The organism is Nonomuraea sp. NPDC049158, from assembly GCF_040648335.1.
In the GTDB taxonomy this organism is placed as follows: domain Bacteria; phylum Actinomycetota; class Actinomycetes; order Streptosporangiales; family Streptosporangiaceae; genus Nonomuraea.
Genome location: NZ_JBEZDM010000032.1, coordinates 83,889 through 103,332, shown reverse-complemented (window position 1 = coordinate 103,332; position 19,444 = coordinate 83,889). Strand labels below are relative to the sequence as shown.

The 19,444-nt window shown below is 70.1% G+C and carries 21 protein-coding genes; 5 read left to right on the top strand and 16 right to left on the bottom strand.

Annotated features, from left to right (window positions below; genetic code table 11):
• Positions 1-8 precede the first annotated feature (8 nt).
• From AB0B61_RS44435 to AB0B61_RS44425, 3 genes are all read right to left on the bottom strand, one after another.
• Positions 9-410 (bottom strand): hypothetical protein, encoded by a 402-nt coding sequence (locus tag AB0B61_RS44435; RefSeq protein WP_358445925.1) that lies wholly within the window; start codon positions 408-410, stop codon positions 9-11.
• Between the two features lie 613 nt (positions 411-1,023).
• Entirely contained in the window at positions 1,024-2,127 is a 1,104-nt protein-coding gene (locus AB0B61_RS44430) for a HAMP domain-containing sensor histidine kinase (RefSeq protein ID WP_358445923.1), read from the bottom strand.
• Positions 2,124-2,786, bottom strand: a complete 663-nt coding sequence (locus tag AB0B61_RS44425; protein ID WP_358445920.1) for a response regulator transcription factor — start codon at positions 2,784-2,786, stop codon at positions 2,124-2,126. Before AB0B61_RS44425 ends, AB0B61_RS44430 begins: the two co-directional genes overlap by 4 nt.
• 115 nt (positions 2,787-2,901) lie before the next feature.
• On the opposite strand from AB0B61_RS44425, the gene AB0B61_RS44420 reads away from it, so the two are divergent.
• A complete protein-coding gene (locus AB0B61_RS44420) occupies positions 2,902-4,440 on the top strand; it encodes a hypothetical protein (RefSeq protein WP_358445918.1) in 1,539 nt (512 codons plus the stop codon).
• Here the strand turns inward: AB0B61_RS44420 and AB0B61_RS44415 are convergent.
• Positions 4,431-5,285: a helix-turn-helix transcriptional regulator gene (locus tag AB0B61_RS44415; RefSeq protein ID WP_358445916.1), complete on the bottom strand. Its 855-nt coding sequence runs from the start codon at positions 5,283-5,285 to the stop codon at positions 4,431-4,433. The two genes, AB0B61_RS44420 and AB0B61_RS44415, sit on opposite strands and share 10 nt — an antisense overlap.
• A 142-nt stretch (positions 5,286-5,427) precedes the next feature.
• Here AB0B61_RS44415 and AB0B61_RS44410 point away from each other — a divergent pair, with 142 nt between their 5' ends.
• Positions 5,428-6,204: an alpha/beta hydrolase gene (locus AB0B61_RS44410; RefSeq protein WP_358445913.1), complete on the top strand. Its 777-nt coding sequence runs from the start codon at positions 5,428-5,430 to the stop codon at positions 6,202-6,204.
• Here AB0B61_RS44410 and AB0B61_RS44405 read toward each other — a convergent pair.
• Genes AB0B61_RS44405 through AB0B61_RS44390 form a run of 4 tightly spaced genes read right to left on the bottom strand, consistent with a single transcriptional unit; the run spans position 6,188 to position 10,465 of the window.
• Positions 6,188-7,375 carry a glycoside hydrolase family 68 protein gene (locus AB0B61_RS44405; RefSeq protein WP_358445910.1) on the bottom strand — a complete coding sequence of 396 codons (1,188 nt, stop codon included), beginning with the start codon at positions 7,373-7,375 and terminating at the stop codon, positions 6,188-6,190. The two genes, AB0B61_RS44410 and AB0B61_RS44405, sit on opposite strands and share 17 nt — an antisense overlap.
• A 2-nt stretch (positions 7,376-7,377) precedes the next feature.
• Positions 7,378-8,202 carry a carbohydrate ABC transporter permease gene (locus tag AB0B61_RS44400; protein ID WP_358445907.1) on the bottom strand — a complete coding sequence of 275 codons (825 nt, stop codon included), beginning with the start codon at positions 8,200-8,202 and terminating at the stop codon, positions 7,378-7,380.
• Positions 8,199-9,098, bottom strand: coding sequence for a sugar ABC transporter permease (locus AB0B61_RS44395; protein ID WP_358445904.1), 900 nt, complete (start codon positions 9,096-9,098; stop codon positions 8,199-8,201). The genes AB0B61_RS44400 and AB0B61_RS44395 overlap by 4 nt, the downstream gene beginning before the upstream one ends.
• Positions 9,099-9,103: 5 nt before the next feature.
• Entirely contained in the window at positions 9,104-10,465 is a 1,362-nt protein-coding gene (locus AB0B61_RS44390; RefSeq protein WP_358445901.1) for an extracellular solute-binding protein, read from the bottom strand.
• Between the two features lie 148 nt (positions 10,466-10,613).
• On the opposite strand from AB0B61_RS44390, the gene AB0B61_RS44385 reads away from it, so the two are divergent.
• Entirely contained in the window at positions 10,614-11,684 is a 1,071-nt protein-coding gene (locus AB0B61_RS44385) for a LacI family DNA-binding transcriptional regulator (protein ID WP_358445898.1), read from the top strand.
• 14 nt (positions 11,685-11,698) lie between these two features.
• Here the strand turns inward: AB0B61_RS44385 and AB0B61_RS44380 are convergent, their stop codons facing one another.
• From AB0B61_RS44380 to AB0B61_RS44360, 5 genes are all read right to left on the bottom strand, one after another.
• Positions 11,699-12,436: an MFS transporter gene (locus AB0B61_RS44380; protein ID WP_358445896.1), complete on the bottom strand. Its 738-nt coding sequence runs from the start codon at positions 12,434-12,436 to the stop codon at positions 11,699-11,701.
• Entirely contained in the window at positions 12,358-13,389 is a 1,032-nt protein-coding gene (locus AB0B61_RS44375; protein WP_358445894.1) for a nitronate monooxygenase, read from the bottom strand. Before AB0B61_RS44375 ends, AB0B61_RS44380 begins: the two co-directional genes overlap by 79 nt.
• 98 nt (positions 13,390-13,487) lie before the next feature.
• The gene (locus tag AB0B61_RS44370; protein WP_358445891.1) at positions 13,488-13,874 is read right to left on the bottom strand and encodes a hypothetical protein; all 387 of its coding nucleotides are present in this window, start codon (positions 13,872-13,874) and stop codon (positions 13,488-13,490) included.
• Positions 13,875-14,214: 340 nt separating this feature from the next.
• Positions 14,215-14,850 (bottom strand): serine hydrolase, encoded by a 636-nt coding sequence (locus tag AB0B61_RS44365; protein WP_358445966.1) that lies wholly within the window; start codon positions 14,848-14,850, stop codon positions 14,215-14,217.
• A 33-nt stretch (positions 14,851-14,883) separates the two neighbouring features.
• Positions 14,884-16,170, bottom strand: a complete 1,287-nt coding sequence (locus tag AB0B61_RS44360; RefSeq protein WP_358445888.1) for an alpha/beta fold hydrolase — start codon at positions 16,168-16,170, stop codon at positions 14,884-14,886.
• Between the two features lie 59 nt (positions 16,171-16,229).
• Between AB0B61_RS44360 and AB0B61_RS44355 the strand changes: the two genes are divergently transcribed.
• The gene (locus AB0B61_RS44355; RefSeq protein ID WP_358445886.1) at positions 16,230-16,781 is read left to right on the top strand and encodes a helix-turn-helix domain-containing protein; all 552 of its coding nucleotides are present in this window, start codon (positions 16,230-16,232) and stop codon (positions 16,779-16,781) included.
• 19 nt (positions 16,782-16,800) lie between these two features.
• On the opposite strand, the gene AB0B61_RS44350 is transcribed toward AB0B61_RS44355, so the two are convergent.
• The 3 genes from AB0B61_RS44350 to AB0B61_RS44340 are packed head-to-tail and all read right to left on the bottom strand — an operon-like array spanning position 16,801 to position 18,422.
• A complete protein-coding gene (locus AB0B61_RS44350) occupies positions 16,801-17,319 on the bottom strand; it encodes a YceI family protein (RefSeq protein ID WP_358445883.1) in 519 nt (172 codons plus the stop codon).
• A 3-nt stretch (positions 17,320-17,322) separates the two neighbouring features.
• The gene (locus AB0B61_RS44345; RefSeq protein WP_358445881.1) at positions 17,323-17,691 is read right to left on the bottom strand and encodes a hypothetical protein; all 369 of its coding nucleotides are present in this window, start codon (positions 17,689-17,691) and stop codon (positions 17,323-17,325) included.
• A gap of 8 nt (positions 17,692-17,699) precedes the next feature.
• Complete coding sequence (locus AB0B61_RS44340; protein WP_358445878.1) at positions 17,700-18,422, bottom strand: SDR family NAD(P)-dependent oxidoreductase; 723 nt, start codon at positions 18,420-18,422, stop codon at positions 17,700-17,702.
• A gap of 103 nt (positions 18,423-18,525) precedes the next feature.
• On the opposite strand from AB0B61_RS44340, the gene AB0B61_RS44335 reads away from it, so the two are divergent.
• Positions 18,526-19,362 (top strand): helix-turn-helix transcriptional regulator, encoded by an 837-nt coding sequence (locus tag AB0B61_RS44335; RefSeq protein WP_358445875.1) that lies wholly within the window; start codon positions 18,526-18,528, stop codon positions 19,360-19,362.
• The last annotated feature ends 82 nt before the right edge of the window (positions 19,363-19,444 follow it).

The window sequence follows — 19,444 nt, the reverse complement described above, 5'->3', positions numbered from 1 at the left end:
GCAACCGGTCACGATCCTTGGTGGAGCGGGGCCTGATCGGCCGGTTCCGTCAGGCTCGTACGATTGGCGGCATAGGCGGTGAGGGCGCCGATCGCGCAGATGATCGCGATGCCGAACAGCGCGTACCGTGCCGAGTCGAGCATCGAGGCGCCGCCCAGGTTGACCAGGACGCCGCCCACCGCCGTACCGAACGCGATCGACAGGATCGTCACGGTGGCGATCGCCGCCGCCCGGCCGCTTTCCTCCGGATCACGGGTGCTGGACATCGCGGCCACCGACAGATGCGGATAGGCCAGACCGATGCCCGCACCTGCGACGAACAGCACCGGAGCCCAGACGAGCACCAGCCAGCTCGGCGTGTCCGCACGCTGTAGCAGCCCCTGCAGGAGGAGGCCGGCGGCGAGCAGCACCGGGACAGGAGGCGGCCGGTGAGCATCGTCGCGATCACCATGGCGACGAGGTAGATCGTCATGTTCCAGGCATAGAAGCTCGCGCCGCCGAGGCCGGCCACCGCGGTCGGCAGCAGGGTATGAACCGTTCTTCATATTCGCTATGAAAACCTGGGATTCTGCTCTGGGCTCGTAGTCCGTGCTGTGCCGGTGGAACGTGATCCGCGGGATGGATCGGTATCCGGCGGAGGTGTATCGCTCACGTGTTCTACCCAAAGCGGTCAACTCTTGGTAGCGTTACGGTTACATATCGTGGTGGCGGGGGTGGGCGGGGTGCAGGTTACGGGCTGCAGGTCCGTGCGGTACACGCGTCGATGCCGCCTGGTCACCCATGACCTGGTGGGGGCGGTGGGTGAGTAGGCTCACTGCGACGGCCTCCCGCACCGCTTACGCGGCGGTGGTGGAGGCGACTGGTGAGGTCGTCGCGCAGGCGCTGGTGGCCAGGCCACGCCCGTCCGAGTTGCCTGCTTCCTTCAGGGAACCACAGAGAATTCAAGACGCTCGCCGCCAGATAGATGTTGATCGCGCCGACGAGTACTCCGCTAGCAACGCGGAGCCGGGGCGGCGTGCCCGGTCAGCGGGGACGAGATCCGTGGGCGAAGCGCACGGTGATGGACAGGCCGCCTTCGGGGCGTGCGCTGGCGGTGAGGGTGGCGTGGTGGGCTTGGGCGACGGCGTTGACGATGGCCAGGCCGAGGCCGTAGCCGTCGCGGCGGCCGTGACGGTCGGGCGCCAGTTTCTGGAAGGGCTGGAAGAGCCGCTGGATCTGGTCGCCGGGGATGACCGGCCCGCTGTTGGTGACCGTGAGGGCCACCTGGGTTCCGATGGTCTGGGTGGTGATCTTGACCTGCCCGCCCGGGTGGTTGTGGCGGATGGCGTTGTCGATGAGGTTGGCGACGAGGCTTTCGATCAGTCTCGGGTCCCCGGACGTCACCGCGGGCGTGAGGTGTTCGGCCAGGTCGATCCCAGTCTGCGCGGCTTGGTCGCGGCGGGAGGCGAGCACTCCCGCGACGATCTGAGTGAAGTCGAGGGGGTCCCAGCGGGTGACGCCGCGCTCACTGGTGGCCAGAGCGAGCAGCGCCTGGACGAGCCGCTCCTGGTGTTCACCCAGGGCGAGGGCCTCCTGGCAGACCGTACGCAGGGTCTCGGCGTCGGCGTCGGGGTCGGCGAGGGCGACTTCGAGGAGGGTACGCAGGCCGGCGAGCGGGGTGCGCAGCTCGTGGGAGGCGTTGGCGACGAAGTGGCGTTGGGCGTCGAAGGAGGCTTGCAGGCGGGCGAACAGGTCGTCGAGGGTGTGGCCGAGTTCGGTCAGCTCGTCCGCGGGCTCGCCGAGGTCGAGGCGCCGGTGGAGGTCTCCGGCGGAAATGATCTTGGCAGTGGTGGTGATGGCGCGCAGCGGGCGCAGGAACCGGCCGGCGACGTACCAGCCGAGAGCCAGGGCGACGGGGATCAGGATGACCAGGGCGACGGCGGATCCGGCGAGGAGCTGGGGCAGGCTGATCCCGGCTCCGGTTTCGGCTATCGGGCCGGATGGGCCTTTGGGCGTGGTCTGCTGGATGCTGGCCAGCGGGACGTCGACGAAGATGAGCACAACGATCCCGGCGGCGTAGATGCCCGCCGCGTAGGCCAGTGCGAGCCGCGTCTGCAGCGACCTTCTGGTGAGCGTCTGGGAGGTCATGACGGTCCGATGCGGTAGCCGCCTTCGCGGATGGTCTCGATCACGGGCGGGTCGCCGAGCTTGACCCGCAACCGGTGCATGGTGTGCTTGACGGCGCTGCTGAAGGGGTCGGCGGCCTCGTCCCAGACGCGCTCCAGCAGTTCCTCGGCGGAGATGACCAGCCCGGGAACGGCCAGCAGGCATTCCAGCAGGCCGAACTCCCTGGGGCTCAGCTCAAGGCGCCGACCGGCCCGGAAGGCGACACGGCGGGCCGGATCGAGGGTGATGTCCCCGCATGCCAGGGTCGGCGGCAGCGGCGGGGTGGCACGGCGGGCCAGGGCACGGACGCGGGCGACCAGTTCGGCGAACGCGAACGGCTTGGGCAGATAGTCGTCGGCGCCGAGACTGAGCCCGTCGACGCGGTCCTCGATCGTGCCGGAGGCGGTGAGCATGAGCACGCGAGTCTCACAGCGGCCGTGGGCGAGTCGCCGGCAGATCTCGTCCCCGTGGACGCCGGGCAGATCGCGGTCGAGGATCACCACGTCGTAGCGGGTGGTGGCCAGACGGTCGAGGGCGGCGGTGCCGTCCAGGACTACGTCGACGGCCATGCCCTCGCGGCGCAGCCCGGTCCCGATGGAGCGGGCGAGGATCTCGAAGTCCTCGACGACCAGGACCCTCACCGACCCTCACCGCCTGGTTGAGGTGCCATGCCTCAACGATCCCAGATCCCCGGTCGCAGCCAGGTCGCAGCCGCTGCGACCCGGCTGGAACCAGGCACCGCGTACAACCGTCGGCATGAATCCATCGTCGCCGTACCGATCCGGCTTGCACGCGGAGTGGACCAGGTTCCGCACCGGGCGAGGCTGGGTGCTCGCCATGGCGGCCTCCGTGCTGATCACCGTGTCCCTCGGATTACTGATCAGCGGGGGCGTCCGCAGCAGCTGCGTGACCGGGAAGGGCGAAGGCCCCTGCCCGCCGCCCTTGCTGGGACCCGATGGCACGGCTGTGCAGGACAGGTACTACTTCGTGCACCAGCCGCTCAAGGGGAACGGCGGCATCACCGCCCGCGTGGCGGGCATGACCGGGCAGATGCGGCTGCCCGACGCCGTGCCCGGGGTGCGCAACATCAAGCAGGGGGTGGTGCCGTGGGCGAAGGCCGGGCTCCTCGTACGGCAGAGCCTCAAGCAGGGCACACTGTACGCCGCCGTCATGCTCACCGGAGATCACGGCGTGCGGATGCAGCACAACTTCACCCACGACGTGGCCGGCGGACCGCACAACGGCCCGCAGTGGCTGCGGCTGACCAGGTCGGGCGACACCATCACCGGCTACGAGTCGGACGACGGCAAGGCGTGGACCGAGGTCAGCACGGTCAAGCTGGCCGGGCTGCCGGAGACGGTCGAGATCGGGCTGTTCGCCGCCTCGCCAGGCGCCTTGTGGGACATGGCGAAGGCCTTCGCCCAGGCCACCGCCACCTTCGACCAGATCAAGCTGCAGGGCGCGAACGGTTCGTGGCGCCGCGACGACGTCGGCGTCGCCCTGGAGTCCGACGGCAAGACCCCGCATCACCCGGGCGGGGCCGTCGAGTCCGGTGACAAGCTCATCGTGACCGGGGGCGGTGACATCGGGCCCGCCACGGTGGAGGGCGGTATGCGCGCCGACTTCACGCTGATCGGCGGCGTCTTCGGGCTGATCCTGGTGCTCGGGGTGGCGGTCACGTTCTTCACGGCGGACCACCGGCGCGGGCTGAGCAGGACCGGCCCGCCGCTCGCACAGCCGCTCGCACAGCCGGTCGAGCCACTGGTCGGGTCACTGGTCGGGCCGCGTCCGGCGCGGCCGCTGGCGGCCAAGGCCACGGTGCTCGGCGCAGTCGCGTTCGCGACGGGGCTGGTGACCTCGGGGATCGTGGTCCCTGGCGGTCTGGCGCTGTTGCGTGCCCATCAGAACCCGATCCAGCCGCTCCCCCTGGGTACCGAGCTGCGGGTGATCGTCGGCTACGCGGCGCTGACCGCGGCCGTCGCCGTGCTGGCTCTGGGCCTCGCCGCGCTGGTCAAGCGGGCCATCGTCGCCATCGGGCTGGCCATCGCGCTGGTCGTCGTGCCCTACCTGCTGGCCACCGCGGGCCTGGCGCCGTGGCTGCTGATCATCACCCCTGCCGCCGGGTTCGCGATCACGCAGAGCGTCCCCACGTTCGCGCATGTGGACGTGGGCCCGTCACTGTTCGGCAGCTATTACCCGCTCCCGCCCTGGGCAGGGTTGGCCGTGACCTGCGCGTACGCCGCCCTCGCCCTCGGGGCGGCGATAGCCGTACACCGCACGAGAAATCATCGATGACTGCGGTGGGCGGTCTCCGGGCCGATGACCCGCAGGAGCTCGAGAGCCTCGACGCTCTTGGATCCGGGCGGCGGCGTGAACAGGCGCAGGCGCTGGTCCGCGGCCTGCGTCTGCAGCATCTCGAAGTCGAATTCGATGGGCCCGACGGAGGGATGAATGACGCGCAACCGGCTGTCGCGGCGCACGGCGACCTCGTGCCGCTGCCAGAGGGCGGCGAACTCCTCGCTCGCCGCCCCAAGCCGGTCGATCAGGGCGCTCGCGGGCCGATCGTAGTCACGACGCGTCGCGGCGGCACGCAGGTCGGCGACGCGCAAGCGGCTGTGGTGGTCGTGTTCCTCGGCGGGGTACGCCTCGCGTACGAACGGGTCGGTGAACCAGCGCCACACGATGTTCCGGTCCCCTTCCTCGATCCTGCACACGCACCCGAACAGCGCCTCGGCCAGGGCGTTCTGCGCGAGCAGATCGCCGAGGTCGGTGAGGAGCTGGGCGGGCGTGTCGCCCAGCCGGTCGAGAAGGTAGAGCAGGCCGGGACGGACGTGACGTCCGGCGCGCGCCCCTTCGGGCGGCCGGTGGCCCGCCAGCAGGTAAAGATGATCTCTTTCGTCCTCGGTCAACCGCAAGGCCCGGGCGAGTGCGGCCAGTAGCTGGACCGACGGCTGGGAGCTGCGCGCCTGCTCGAGCCGCATCACGTAGTCGGCCGACACCCCGGCCAGCTGGGCCAGCTCCTCGCGGCGCAGGCCGGGCGTGCGGCGCCGCGGTCCGGCGGCCAGACCGACCTCCTGCGGCCGGAGCCGCTCACGGGAACGGCGGAGGAAGTCCGCCAGCTTGACGCGGTCCATCTTCATGTCATCCATCCTCGCCGCCCGGCCCACCGCGCGTGCCGCGCACGCTAGGAGGGCCGATCCTAGGGAATGGGCTCCCCTCCTCATCGCCGCGGGCTCCTGGCATCGTCCCCGGTGTCGAGCAGCGATGAGAAGGGAGACAGACATGAGGGAGCTCACAGTGGGCGCCGCGCGTGTGCCGTACCGGGTGATGGGCGAAGGCCGCCCGCTCGTACTGGTGCATGGCGGCAGTCCGGGCTCGAAGGCCTGGGACGGTGTGGCAGGGGCGTTCACGGGCGCCAGCACGGTGGTGCTGCCGGATCTTTCTGGAAGCGACGCGGCGCGCGACGACGGGGGCGAGCTCACGGTCGAGCTGCTCGTCGAGCAGGTCGCCGCCGTGATCTCCGATCTCGGGCAGGGGCCCGCCGACGTGGTCGGGCACTCCATGGGCGCTTCGGTGGTCGCCACGTTGGCCGCCGTACGGCCGGATTTGGTACGCAGTGTCGTGTTGGTCACGGGCTGGGCGGGGCGGGGCGATGCGTACCTCCGCAGCGCGTTGACCGTCTGGCGTGATCTCGCCGGTGACGCCGACACGTTCGCGCGGTACACGATGCTGATCGCCTACAGCCGTGAGCATCTGGGTTCCATCAGCCCGGCGGCCGTGGAGGAGCTCGCCACCGGCTATCGGCCCCATGCGGGCAGGCTCCGGCAGATCGATCTCGCCTTGCGGCTGGACGTCCGTGACCTGCTGCCGCGGGTCCAGGCGCCGACATTGGTGATCGGGTGCGCCCGCGACGCGCTGATCTTCGTGGCGTACTCCCGCGAGCTGGCCGCCGCCATCCCGGGTGCCTCGTACGCGGAAGTGGACAGCGGGCACAACGTGACGGCCGAGCGGCCGGCGGAGTTCGTGAAGCTCGTCCGCGACTTCATCCACCCGGAATGACCGAGGTGGTCATCGCGTCGATGGTGAGCTTGAGCATCGGGGCTATGGTGCCGCCGAAGCCGGCCCGTGCCTGCGCGGCTCCCGCGGATCGGAGGTCCACGCCCTGGGCGGAGCGGTAGTTGGCGAAGCTGACCACCTGGAGGTCGGGCAGCACCAGCCAGGCGTATGCCTGGTCGGGTTGGCGGGCGGGGTTCTGGATCACGAGTCCGGATCCGTTGAGCGGCTCGTACGGTCCGGTCAGGCTGGGTGCGGCGAAGCCATACAGCCCGGTGGGCGCGCGGCCGGCCGGGTGGAAGGTGTGGCGCTGGGTGGAGAAGAAGAGGTAGTACCGGGAGTCGTGGACGATGACGTGCGGTCGTTCCAGCTCGTGGTTGATGCCTTCGGCGACGAGCAGCGGCGGCAGGAGGGACCAGGTGCCGGCTCGTGGCTCGGCCAGGGCGATCGCGCCGGTGAAGCCGTCCTCCCCGGCGGTGGACGCGGCGACGAGGAGATGATCGCGCCCATCGGCCGGGTCGCGGAACCAGCCGGGATCACGGAAGGCCCTGATGCGGCCCGGCGCTCCATCGCCCTCCTCTTTCGACAGGCCCAGGGCTCCATCGCCCTCCTCTTTCGACAGGCCCGGGACTCCGTCGCCCTTCTCTGTCGGCAGGTACATCCGGCCGTCGGGGCGCAGGACCTCCCGGTGCTCGGCGTCCGGTCGCAACGCGATCCGACCGGCGTCGGCGATCAGGGCGGCGCGGGCCTCGATGACGCTCTGCCGGTACGTCGGGCGCGCTTCGCCACGCCGACCGGCGGCCGTGTAGTACACCGACACGGTCCCATCAGGCCGCCGGACCGCTGACCCGGACCATTCGCGGCTGCCGGGCGCGGCGCCGTCGGCAAAGGCGTTCCCCAGGTCCTCCCACTTGTCGTCGCGGTGGGCGAGCAGGCGAATCCGGGCCTGGTCATGGCGCTCCTCGGGGTGACCGGTGGCGGGGGCCGACAGGGCCATCCACAGCTCCTGGCCGCCGATCACGCTCGTCGAGCCGTCCTCGTCCTGGATCGGCCACAGGTCCCACAGATCGTGGTCGGGCAGAATCGGTGCCGCGGTGGCGATGACAGGCGCCGTGGTCGTGGCGGCCTCGGCGAGCAGGTCGAGGTGCCGGTGGGTCCAGCGTGCCGGATAGAGCATGGTCAGCCCTTCAAGGAGCCCTGGAGCAGGGCTTTGACGAAGTGACGCTGGAAGATGAGGAAGATCACGAGTGTGGGCGTCAGGATCAGCAGCGATCCGGCGCACAGCAGCGGGATGTCGGTGCCCCACTGTCCCTGGAAGGCGCCCAGGGCGCCGGACATCGTGCGTTTGGTGGGATCGTCGACCAGGACGATGGCCAGGAGGAACTGGTTCCAGGTCCACAGGAACAGCAGGATGCCCAGGGACGAGATCGCCGGCATGGCCAGAGGGACGTGGATGCGCCGGAACAGCTGCCACACGTTGGCGCCGTCCATCCGCGCGCTCTCGGACAGCTCCCCGGGCATGTTGACGAAGTGGGCGCGCATCCAGAAGACGCTGAACGGCATGAACAGGCCGATGAGCGGCAGGATGATGGCCCAGCGCGTGTTGAGCAGCCCCATGTCGCGGATCTGGTAGTACAGCGGCGTGATGATGCCCTCGAAGGGGAGCGTCAGGCCGAGCACGAACAGCAGGAAGATCACCCGGCCACCGATCACCCGCAGGTGGCCGATGGCGAAGCCGGCCATCGTGCCCAGCAGGATCGAGATCGGGACCACGCCGAGCACGATGAGGGCGCTCGACTTCAGCAGCTCGCCCATCTTGGCGGCCTCGAAGGCGCGCGGGAAGTTGCCCCACTGCGGGTGGTCCGGCCAGGCCAGCCCGGCCGGATAGGTGCCCGAGGGGTGCAGGGCGGTGACGAACAGGCTGAGGAACGGCAGCAGCGTGACCGCCATCATGAGGACGAGCAGCAGCCTGCCGGTCCAGGCCTCCCGCGACGCGGTGATCATCGGTTGCCGTCCTTCGCGAACCACTGGATGGGCAGGGCGCAGGCGATCACGAGGACCATAAGCACCACGGCCAGGGCCGAGGCCATGCCCACCTCGCGTTCGGAGAAGGCCAGGTAGAAGATCTGCAGGCCGGGCACCATGGTCGTGTTGCCGGGACCGCCCTGGGTGGAGATGTAGATGATGTCGAAGCTCGCCAGGGCCGCGATCACCGTCACGGTAACGCAGACCGCGATCTCCTGCCGCAGGCTCGGCACCGTGATGGAGACGAACTCCCGCCACGCTCCGGCGCCGTCCAGCCGGGCGGCCTCGTACAGCGCCGGGTCGATCTTGCTCATGCCGGCCAGGAGCAGGAGGGTGCACAGGCCGAGCAGCACCCACGCGCCGATCATGCCGACGGCGGGCAGGGCGGTGGCGAAGTCGCCCAGCCAGGCCCGGGTCACTCCCCCGAGACCGACGAGCGAGAGCAACTGGTTGATCACACCGGTGGAGGCCAGCAGCCAGCTCCACGCGATGCCGGCCGCCACCAGCGGGATGACCTGCGGCAGGAACAGCACGGTCCGCGCGATCAGGGCGAGCCGGCTGGCCGCGATCCGCCGGATGGTCGCGGCGATCGCCAGGCCCAGCACGACCGGGAGCGCGCTGAAGAACACGATCAGCTTGACGGCGTTGACCAGCGAGTCGAACAGGTCCTGATCGGTGAAGACCTTGCCGTAGTTGGCCGGACCCACCCAGGTGGACGGGCCGATGCCGTCCCAGTCGTACAGCGAGTACTGAACGGTCAGGGCGATCGGGCGCAGGACGAACACCGCGTAGAAGGCGAGCGCCGGGGCGACGAACAGCCAGCCGGTAAGGCCGCGCAGCTTGGCCACCGCCGGCCGCCGGTGCGAGGGTCCCACCTGCCTCAGTTCCCTTCGAGCTGGCCGGCGTAGTCGGCCTGGACACTCTTCAGCAGGTCCTGCGGCGTCTGCTGTCCCGCGACGAGTTTCTGCAGCTGGGGGGTCCAGCTCTTGGCGTAGATGGCGCCGGTGGCGTTGGCGATGAAGTCCATCGCGCCGTTGTCCTTGGCGATGTCCGCCCCCGCCGCCAGCGTGCCGGCGGTGACCGTGCCGGATTTGACGGCGGGCATGTACGCATCAGCCGGCCCCATCGGACGCGATCCGCCGACCTCGACACCGATCTCGCGGGCCCGCTTGTCGGTGGCCACCCAGTTGAGGAAGGAGGCGGCGCAGTCGGCGTTCTTGGCGTTGGCGGCGATCCCGAAGGTCAAAGGCGCCGACATGGCGGCCCGCTTGCCGCCCTGCTGGACCGGCGGCATCAGGGAGAAGCCGACGTTGCCCGCCATCTGCTTGTCGAGGTTGCCCGACTCCCAGTCGCCGTTGAACATGAACAGGCCCTTGCCGCCGATGAAGCGGCTCATCATCGTCGCGTAGTCGACCGCGTTGACGTCCTTCTGGAAGTAGCCGGCCTTGATCCACCGCTCCAGGTGCTGGGCCGCCTGCAGATTCGACGGGGTGTCGATGGTGGCGCCGGGCTTCTGGAAGATCCAGTCGTTGATCGGCTGGGGCGGTCCGTAGGAGGCCATGAGGTTCTGCAGCGGGAAGGCCAGGCCGCCGGTGGCGCCGCCGTTGAACTGCACGATGGGCGTGATGCCCGCGCTCTTGGCCTTGGCCAGCACCGCGTCGAGCTCCGCCAGCGTGGCGGGCGGCGCGGACATCCCGGCCTGCGCGGCGAGCTTCTTGTTGTAGAAGACGCCGGTCATGCTGAAGTTGAGGCCCAGGGCGTACAACGAGCCCTCGCCGCGCGGCCGGCCGCCCGGGCCCAGGCGCAGTTGCTGGAGCTGCGAGGCCGGCCACTTGTCCCAGCCGAACGCCGTCGCGTAGCCGTCCAGGTTCTTCAGCAGGTTGTCCTTGACCAGCTCGGATACCTGGGGCAGGCGCATCAGGTCGGGCGGGTTGTCGGCCAGCACGCGCGGGGCGTTCTGGGTGATGACGGCGAACTGGTCCTCGCGGATGTTCCACGTGACGTTCGGGTGCTGCTTGGTGAACTCGGTGGTCAGCGCCTTGGGGAGCGGGAAGCCGGTCTCGAAGTAGCCGTTCATGGTGATGGGCGCGGTGCCGCAGGTGGGCGCCGCGGACACCGGCGACGCGCTGGTGGCCTGGGGTCGCGGGCTGTCGCTGCCGGGTGCCGCGCAGGCGGCGGCCAGCGTCCCCATGGCGATCACAAGCGCGGCCCCGGACCTGCCGGGGCGAACTCGGCGAGCCATGTGCATCTCCTCTCCTGCTTGGGACGATCGGCACCGGCCTGATGTCCCGCTTTCCGTTGCTAAATCGGGTTAGCGCCCGATAGTCTCACGGCGCGCGTCGTACGATGTCAACCCCCCGTAACACTCTCTTGACGATCGGAGGTCCTGGGTGAGCCCTCGACGGGTCACGCTGGCCGATGTGGCCAAGGCGGCCGGTGTCTCCCGCCCGACCGCCTCGCTGGTGCTGTCCGGCCGCGGCCGTGAGCTGCGCATCTCTCAGGATGTCGAGCAGCGGGTCCTGCGAGCGGCCGAGGAGTTGCAGTACCGGCCCAACATCGTCTCCGTGGGCCTGCGTACGGGTACCAGCCGGACGATCGGCTTCGTCTCCGACACCGTCGCCACCTCAAGGCTGGCCGGCGACATGATCAAGGGTGCGCTGGAGGCGGCCCGTGAGCGCGGCTTCATGCTGTTCATCGGTGAGACCGAAGGCGACGCCGAGCTCGAACGGCTCCTGCTCCAGGCCATGCACGACCGTCAGGTCGACGGGCTCATCCTGGCCTCGATGTTCACCAGGTCCATCAAGGTGCCCAAGGGCATCACGGCCGCGCCCGCCGTGCTGCTCAACGCGTTGCCCAAGCAGCCCACTCCCCTGCCCGCCGTCGTCCCCGACGAGGTCGAGGCCGGCCGCCGCGCGGCCCGCGTCCTGCTCGACGCCGGCCACCGCGACGGCATCTACCTGATCGGCGCGGGCCCGCGCCTGCGCGATGTGCCCGCGCAGAGCGTCGCGGCGGTGGAGCGGCTCGTCGGCATCCGCGAAGCGCTCGGCGAGGCGGGAGTCAAGGTGGCGGGCGCTCGGACCTGTCCTGACTGGCAGCCGGAGTACGGCCTCGCCGCGACGCGCGACCTCCTGCGCACCGCGCAGCCGCGTGCGCTGATCTGCTTCAACGACCGCATCGCCATGGGCGCCTACCAGGCACTCGACGACTTCGGGCTCAAGGTGCCGGCGGACGTCTCCATCGTCTCCTTCGACGACCACCCCCTCGCCTCGTGGATGCGGCCCCAGCTGACCACGGTGGCGCTGCCCCACTACGAGCTGGGCCGCAAGGCCGTCGAGGTGCTGTTCGCCGAGATGGAGCTGCTCACCGAGACCGACCGTGCGGACACCGACCGGACCGGCGAGGTGCACCGGGTCCCGATGCCGGTCCGCAGCCGCGAATCCGTCTCGCCGTCAATGGCTTGACGCTCGGTCGTTGATCACGTGCCGGCCGGCGTCTCCAGCGATGGAGCCGCCTCAGTACGGTCGAACCGGTCCCACACACCGCTGACCGAGCGGTTCTTCCGGCCGTTACGCAACAACGTCACGCTGACCAGCGCCGACAGTGCCGCGACGACGATCGGATAAGCGACACCGGCGAGCTGGTTCCCGGTGGAGGAAGTGAGGGACAGCGCGATGAGCAGGGTGAAGCCGCCGAACAGCCCTGCTCCGAGGTGGTAGGAGATGGAGAGCCCCGTGTAACGGATCTGCGGGGGGAACAGCTCGGTCAGGTACGCGGCCATCGGTCCGTAGATCATCTCCGAGAACACGATTTGCAGCAGCACGGCTATGACGACCTGCGCGTACCGGTGATCGCCCGCGGCCGCTTTCATCCAGGCGTACAGCGGCAGGAAGGTCAGCGCGGCCAGGACGAGGCCGGCGACGATGATGGGCTGTCTGCCGTACCGGTCCGACAGCCGGCCGAACACCACGAAGAACGGCGTGCCCAGCGTCAGGGCGATCGTGAGGCAGAGGGCCTCTTGGCCGGTTGACCAGCGACAAGGGGACGTTAAGCGCGCCCTTATGTTCGGGTCCAACGATTGTTGGCGATGGGAGCCGTCTCCCTGAGAGAACCAACGGCCGCCCGGAAGCGGCGGTGCTACAGGTTCGCCGTGAGGCGGGTCAGGATGCGCGCCGCGGGCTCGGCGGACGCGTGCCGGTAACCGGTGCCGGCCCACAGGTGGAGGCGTTCGGCGTCACCGGCGGCGGCCGCGGCTCTGCGCAGTGGACTGGTCAGGTGGTGCAGCGCGGGGTAGCCGGCCGGAGCGAGGTGGTCATAGCGGTCGGTGAAGGCGTTGCGCAGCGCGCGTGCGGGGCGGCCGGTGAACGCGCGGGTGACGAGCGTACGGTCGCGGGCCGGGTCGGCGAGCGCGTCCTGGTGCGTTTTCGAGGCGCCGCTCTCGTCGGCGCGGAGCAGGACGGTGCCGACCATGGCGGCCACGGCGCCGGACCGCAGGACCTCTTCGACGGCGCCGGCGGTGGCCAGACCTCCCGCGGCGATGAGCGGGAGATCGGTCACGTGGGCCACCTCGCGCAGCAGCTGCGTGATCGGTGTCGCCATGGGGATGCGGTCGGGGGTGAGGGTGCCCGAGTGGCCGCCGGCCGCGCCGGCCTGGACGGCGAGGAGGTCGGCACCGGCGTCGGCGGCGCGCAGCGCTTCTTCGGCTGAGGTGACCGTCTGCATGATCAGCGTGCCAGCGGCGCGCAGCGCCTTGATGACCGCCGGATCCGGGATGCCGAAGGTGAAGCTCGCCAGCGGGACAGGGTCCGCCAGGAGGAGGTCCACCTTGTCGCGCCAATGGTCGTCGTCTTCGGTGAGGGCGACTTCGGCGAGGTCGAGTCCGTAGCGTCCGGCTTCGGGCTGGAGGGCGAGGGCGTAGCGGCGGTAGGCGGCGGGGTCGGCCGGGATCGGATTAGGGGCGAACAGGTTGACGCCGAACGGAACGGCGGCCGCCCGTACCTCGGCGATCTGCTCCGCGAGCGCTTCCGGGCGCTTGTAGCCGCCGGCCAGCAACCCGAGGCCGCCCGCTTCCGCGGCGGCGGTGACCAGCCGGGGCGTGGTGGCGCCGCCGGCCATGGGTGCGGCCAGCACGGGAACGGACAGGCCGATGGCGGTCAGTGCGCTGTTCATCGTGCCCTGCTCTCCTGCCGGTGCCGGATCCGGCCCTTCGCCGTCCTCGGCTCCGAGGTTAGGAGGTGGGACCCACGGCTGGGAAATTGTGCCGTCACTCAGAGCGGAACGCCCAGGTAGGGGAAGACCGTCAGCGTGCCGCCGTGCGGCTTGATCCCCTGGGAGGGCGCGCTCCCCTTGGTCAGGATGGCCGGCTGCGCGTCGATGATGTCATCGGCGAACCGGCGGCCGTTCGGGTAGCCGACCGGCGTGGCGCAGTCGTAGGTGATCAGGTCGGGCAGCAACTGCCCGGCCACCTCGGCGGCCTCGTGCCCGGTGTAGCCGCCGCCCGCGTCAAGCAGGGCCGCGACGATCTTGCCGGTGTGGTCGCGCCGGTCGTCGGCGGGCGAGCCGGTGCTGTAGGTGTTCTTGTCATCGTCCTTGGTGAACACGATGTTCATCAGCGGCCGGCCCATCCGCTCGACCTGCTGGCCCTCCAGCAGCACCGTCGTCCAAGTAACCGACCGGACAGCTTGCGGCCCGCGTCTCCGGATGCGCCGGTGTCGCTTCGCCTGGCGCATCCGGCTGTCACGACTGCCAAGGCGACGATCGTCGAGATCAGGGCAGGGCGGAATCCGCGTACGTTGGGCATGACGATTCCTGGATCGATAGAGGCCCGCGTGTTGGCGGGCGAGTGGGCCTCCACCCGCCCGCTCGGAGCGGGCGTAGCGGCGATGGGAGGACCTTAGGCCGGCGTCGGGCTTCGCATCCAACGATTGTTTGCGAGGCGAGTCATCTCCAGAAGAGAACTCTCCCTTCGCCCCATCCCGGCCGATGTCGCGATGATCACCGTGGTGGAGCCAGGAGGTGGAAGGCGCCCCGGATGACGGCTTGACCACGGGCCGCCACGTCGAGGGTGTCGAGTGCGGTGTCCGGGTCGGACACCATGAGGCTGACGGCCAGCGCTCGGCGGTCGGGAGTGCGGGCGAGATAGTGCAGGGATACGACCCCGGGCTCGCTACCGCCCTTGTACCACACCGCCGGAAAGCGGGATGCGTCCAGGTTGAGCCCGTCGTCGTTGAGCGACAGCGCGTGGTGGATCTGCGGCTGGTCGAGCCGCAGGAGCCCCGCGTAGGCGTGGCAGATGTCGGTCGCCGAGGCGAACCACTCGATCTGGTCGATGTATCTCGGTCGAGGCCAGGTCTCGTGCACCTCGGGCAGCGGCAGCCGTTCCAGCTCCAGCACGGCGGCGATGCGCTGGTGGACCGGCAGAGCCAGATACCGCCCTGCGCGTTGCGCGTCCGAGGTGGCCTTGAGCTGGAATAACGCCTTGGTGGTGAGGAACGGGAGGTTCGCGTCGGGATGCCGGTGGCCGAACAGCGACAGCTGTCGCACCACCGCGTCCCGGCCCAGCCGATGGATCAGGTGGTCGGTGGCGGTGTTGTCGCTGATCGAGATCATGTGATCGGCGTATTCCGCCAGTCGATCGCTGCTGTGCCTTTCCTGAAGGGGTGGTCAGTGCTTGAACCTGGAGATGAGCCGGGCCATGGCCGGTCGCCGGGGTGCCAGCCAGTCGGCGATGTCGGCGACCACGGCCGCGTCGACGTGCTGGGGCGCCTCGTAGCCCGCGGGCGTGGACGGGCCCGAGCCGGGGAAGAACAGGTGGTCGTCGGCGTCGTAGACGCGAATGTCGACGTCCGGCCGGTGCGCGAGACCTTCTCGCCAGCCCGTGAGGTCGTCGGCGACGGTCACCTGGTAGTCCCGGCCGCCCTGGAGGATGAGCATCGGCTTGTCCAGCGCCGCCGCGGTCGCCACCGGGTCGTAGCCGCGCAGATCCAGCCAGTACGCCCCCGAGTAGCCGAACGGCAGGTCCGCGGCGGGGGTGGCGGCCGACAGGCCGGGACTGTCGACGAGTGCGGCCTGCCGCGTGATCATCTCGACCGCGTCTCGCGCGCCCGGGTCCAGCGAGGCGAGGTAGCGGACGACGCGTACGGCGGCCCGGTGCATGGGCTGGCTGTCGGCGGCCAGGAGCACCAGTCCGGCCACGGACGGCTCGGCGGCGGCGACCCGTGGGGCGACCTTGCCGCCCATGCTGTGGCCCACGACATGCACACGCGCGGCGTCGACGGCCGGGTGGTCCTGGAGCAGGCGTACGGCCGCGACGGCGTGCGGAACGTACTCGTCGCTCATCGTGAAGTCCGCCCGTGCCGCCACCTGATCGGCGTGGGCGCAGGTCACCTTGTCGAAACGCAGCACCGCGACATCGCGCCCGGCCAGCCCCCAGGCCAGGTCCTTGAGCGGCTTGTTGGAGCCGCTGGTCTCATCCCGGTCGAACGGCCCGCCGCCACTGAGCAGCACCACGCCCGGCCAGGGCCCACGCCCACGCGGCACGCTCAACGTGCCGGGCACGGCCAGCGCGCCGGAGCCCACGGTGACCTCGTGCTCGTCGAACCTCCGACGGCGAGCGTACGGCGGCGGCGCCCACTGCGCGGTGAGCGCGGGCGCCAGTCGCAGGCCGTGCAGCAGCCCGGCCTCATCGACCGACATGACCACCGTCAGCCCGCCCCGCTCGCACGTCACCGGCACGCTCACCCGCACCAGCCCCGCCTGGATCGGCTCGCTCACCGGCGTGCCCAACGCCGAGATCGCCCCGGTCCTGGCGATCTCGCTCTCCCAGCCGACGCGCAACGTCTGCGCGGACACCACCGCGCGCAGCGGCGCGGCGAACACCTCCTCAACCTCCGCGAATCGCCCATCGCCCACCATCTCCACCACTGCCACCGCGACTGCCGCTGGATCCACGCCGATCCCCACCTTTCTACTGTTTTGCGAACGGTAGCACGGTATGAGAACGTCGTCTGGTGGACACCTTGGAGCTACTGGCACATCCGGTACGGCTGCGGATCGTGCACGCGATGCGCGGCGGGCGGGAACTCACCACCACCCAGCTGTGCGCCCGGATCCCCGACGCCTCGAAGGCCATGGTCTATCGGCACGTAGACCTGCTGGCGTCCGGCGGAGTCCTGGAGGTGGCCGACGAGAGGCGGGTGCGTGGCGCGGTGGAACGCCACTACCGCCTGCGCCTCGACCGGGCCGTCCTCGACGCCGACGCGCTGGCGGGCATGTCGCCCGACGACCACCGGCGCGTCTTCGCCACCTCGATGGCGGTCCTGGTCGCCGAGTTCAACGCCTACCTCGACCGCCAGGACGCCGATCCGATGGCCGACCTCGTCGGTTACCGGCAGCACGCCGTCTGGCTCAGCCATGGCGAGCTGGAGAAGGTGATCGGCGAGCTGCGTCGCGTGATCTTGCCCCTGCTGGCCAACGAGCCGGCACCGGACCGCGCGCGATACCTGCTCAGCCCGATCTTCTTCCCGGTCGAGCAGCCGCCCGCCGACTCCGGCTCGGCCTAGCCCGCCTTTCCCGCGGCGATCAGGTGTCGCGGGTGGCGACGATCTCGATCGCGATCCTGAGATACCTGGCGGCCATGCCCCGGCCTTTCGTGAGGCCGAAGGCGTAGCGGTCGATCGTGACCGTGGCGTCGGCCGTGAGGAGGGTATCGGTGCTTGTCACGGAGAGGAGGGTCAGGCTGAGCGGCTGACCTACCCCCCGCACGGTCAGGTGCCCGTGCAGCGCCATCAGTGCTTCCCCGTGATCGGGCGGCCCGCCTCGGAAGGACATCGTCGGGTGGGTGTGCGCGTCGAGGAAGTCGGCCGCGCGCACGTGTCGGTCGCGCATCCGCAACCCACTGGTGAAGCTGCCGGTGTGGATCTCCACCACGACGGCCGAGTCCGCCAGTGGGTCCCGGACGCTGATCGTTCCCCTTCCGATCGTGAACGTCCCGCGTACCGGAAGCAGCCCGAACAGGGCGCGGGTCCTGAAGCGGATCGTGGATCTGCCGGCGTCTATGAGGTAGTCGCCCACGATGGGCGAGGAGCTCTTGAGTTCCATGGGTCAAACCCAACGGCGAATGGCGTCGATCGTCGTTTCCGGTGAGGTGTTGAAGCAGAACCGGATTCCGGGAGCCGTCGCCGCCAGAACGTTGATCAGCCGTTCGAACAGGAGAGTGTGCTCTGGGATCATGCGCACACCACCTCCGATCATGACCACGCCGAAGGGCCCCTGCGGCAGCCGTTCGCGGACGGTCTTCTCCGCCTCGTCCGGGTCGGTGCCGACCAGGCACGACACCGTGTCGAAGCCCGCCGCCCGCAGCGCCGCGTCGCCCTGCTCGATCCGTGCGGTGAGCGTCGCCTCGTCAAGGCCGGGAAATCCGGTGTAGTCGATCGCGCTCGGATGCAGCCCGATCGTCAGGATCTTGGTCATCGTCACTCCTACCATGGAACCGGGCCGTCACTGCCGAAGAAGCCGCCCGTCGGCCCGCCGGAGTCCAATGTGGCCAACCTGATGATCGCGGCGGTTCCCTCCTCGAGGGTGTGGATACCCGTGTGATGGTTCATGTCGGTGGCGGGGTTGCCCGGATCCGCGGCGTTGACCTTGAAGCCGGGCAGCGCCCGGGCGTACTGGGAGACGATCATGTTGAGCGCCGCCTTCGACGAGGCGTAGTCCAGGCTCAGAAAACCGTACTCGGGGCGGGCGGGGTCCGCGGCGTGTGCCAGCGAGGCGAGGGCGCTGGACACCATGACGATGCGGGGCTGAGGCGACCTGCGGAGCAACGGCAGGAACGCGTGGGTGACCCGCACCTGGCCGAACACGTTCACCTCGTACAACGCGCGTAGCGCGTCGGCGTCCATGTCGGCCGGATCCAGCAGCGGGCCACCGGCTCCGGCGTTGTTGACGAGCACGTCCAGGCGATCCACGCGCTCGGCGACGGCCTTCACGGCCGCCGCCACGGACTCGTCCGAGGTCACGTCAAGCTCGACGAACTCCACCTCGAGCCCCTCCCCCGCCAGCGTGTTCGCGGCATCGATGCCGCGTCCCCGATCCCGCGCGGCCAGGAAGACCTGCCACCCCGTGCCGGCCAGGCGGCGTACGGTCTCCCGGCCCAGCCCCTTGTTCGCTCCGGTGACCAACGCCACCGTCTTCACTTCTGTCATGGAGCCGATCCTGGCCGCGCACGCCCGGGGCCCACCAGGACCGCTGAGGCATAGGACCTGCGGTACCACCCGGCCGAGACGATCTACCAGGCATGATGGAAGGGTGAACCGCGCCGAACTCGCCGAAGTACTCCGTACGGCCCGCGCTCGGGTACGACCACAAGACGTCGGGCTGCCGGCGGGAACGCGCCGCCAGGTGCCGGGTCTGCGCCGGGAGGAGCTGGCCATGCTCGCCGGTCTGAGCGTCGATTACGTGGTCCGGCTCGAGCAGGGGCGCGGACCGCGCCCCTCGAGTCAGGTCATCGCCGCGTTGGCCCAGGCCCTGCGGCTCGACGACGATGATCGCGACCTGGTGTTCCGGCTGGCCGGCCACGAGCCGCCCCAGGCCGGGCGCATCGCGATGCTCGTCCGGCCGAGCGTGCTTCGGCTGCTGGACCGCATGGCGGACCTGCCCGTGCTGGTGCTGTCGGCCAAGGGCGACGTGCTTGCCTGGAACCCCTTGGCGGCAGCGCTTCAAGGTGACATGTCCGCGTGGCCGCAGCGGCAGCGCAATCTCATCTGGCAGCGTTTTCTCGGCAGCAGCCGCTGCCAGGTCGCCGCGGGCCCGGACGAGGACGACGCGGCCGCCCGCGCCTCGGTCGGCACGCTGCGTGCCGCACAGGCCCGTTACCCCGACGACCCCGACCTGGTCCGGCTGATCGCGGAACTACGTCGTGGCAGCCCGCGATTCGACGAGCTCTGGCGGGAGGGGCACTCCTCCCCATGGCGTACCGCGACCAAGAGCATCAGGCATCCCAGCCTGGGCACGATCTCGCTCGACTGCGACACCATGCTGCTGCCGGACGGCCACCAGACCGTGCTCGTGTACTCGGCCGAGCCGGGATCTCCCGAAGCCACGGCGCTCGACATGCTGCGGGTGATCGGGCTGCAGCAGGTGTGAGGCTCCGTGAAGCGGCGTCTTTCGGTGATCTCGCGGGTCGGCTCGCCCTTGCCCGACCAGGCCAGGGCGATGCCGCCGTGGG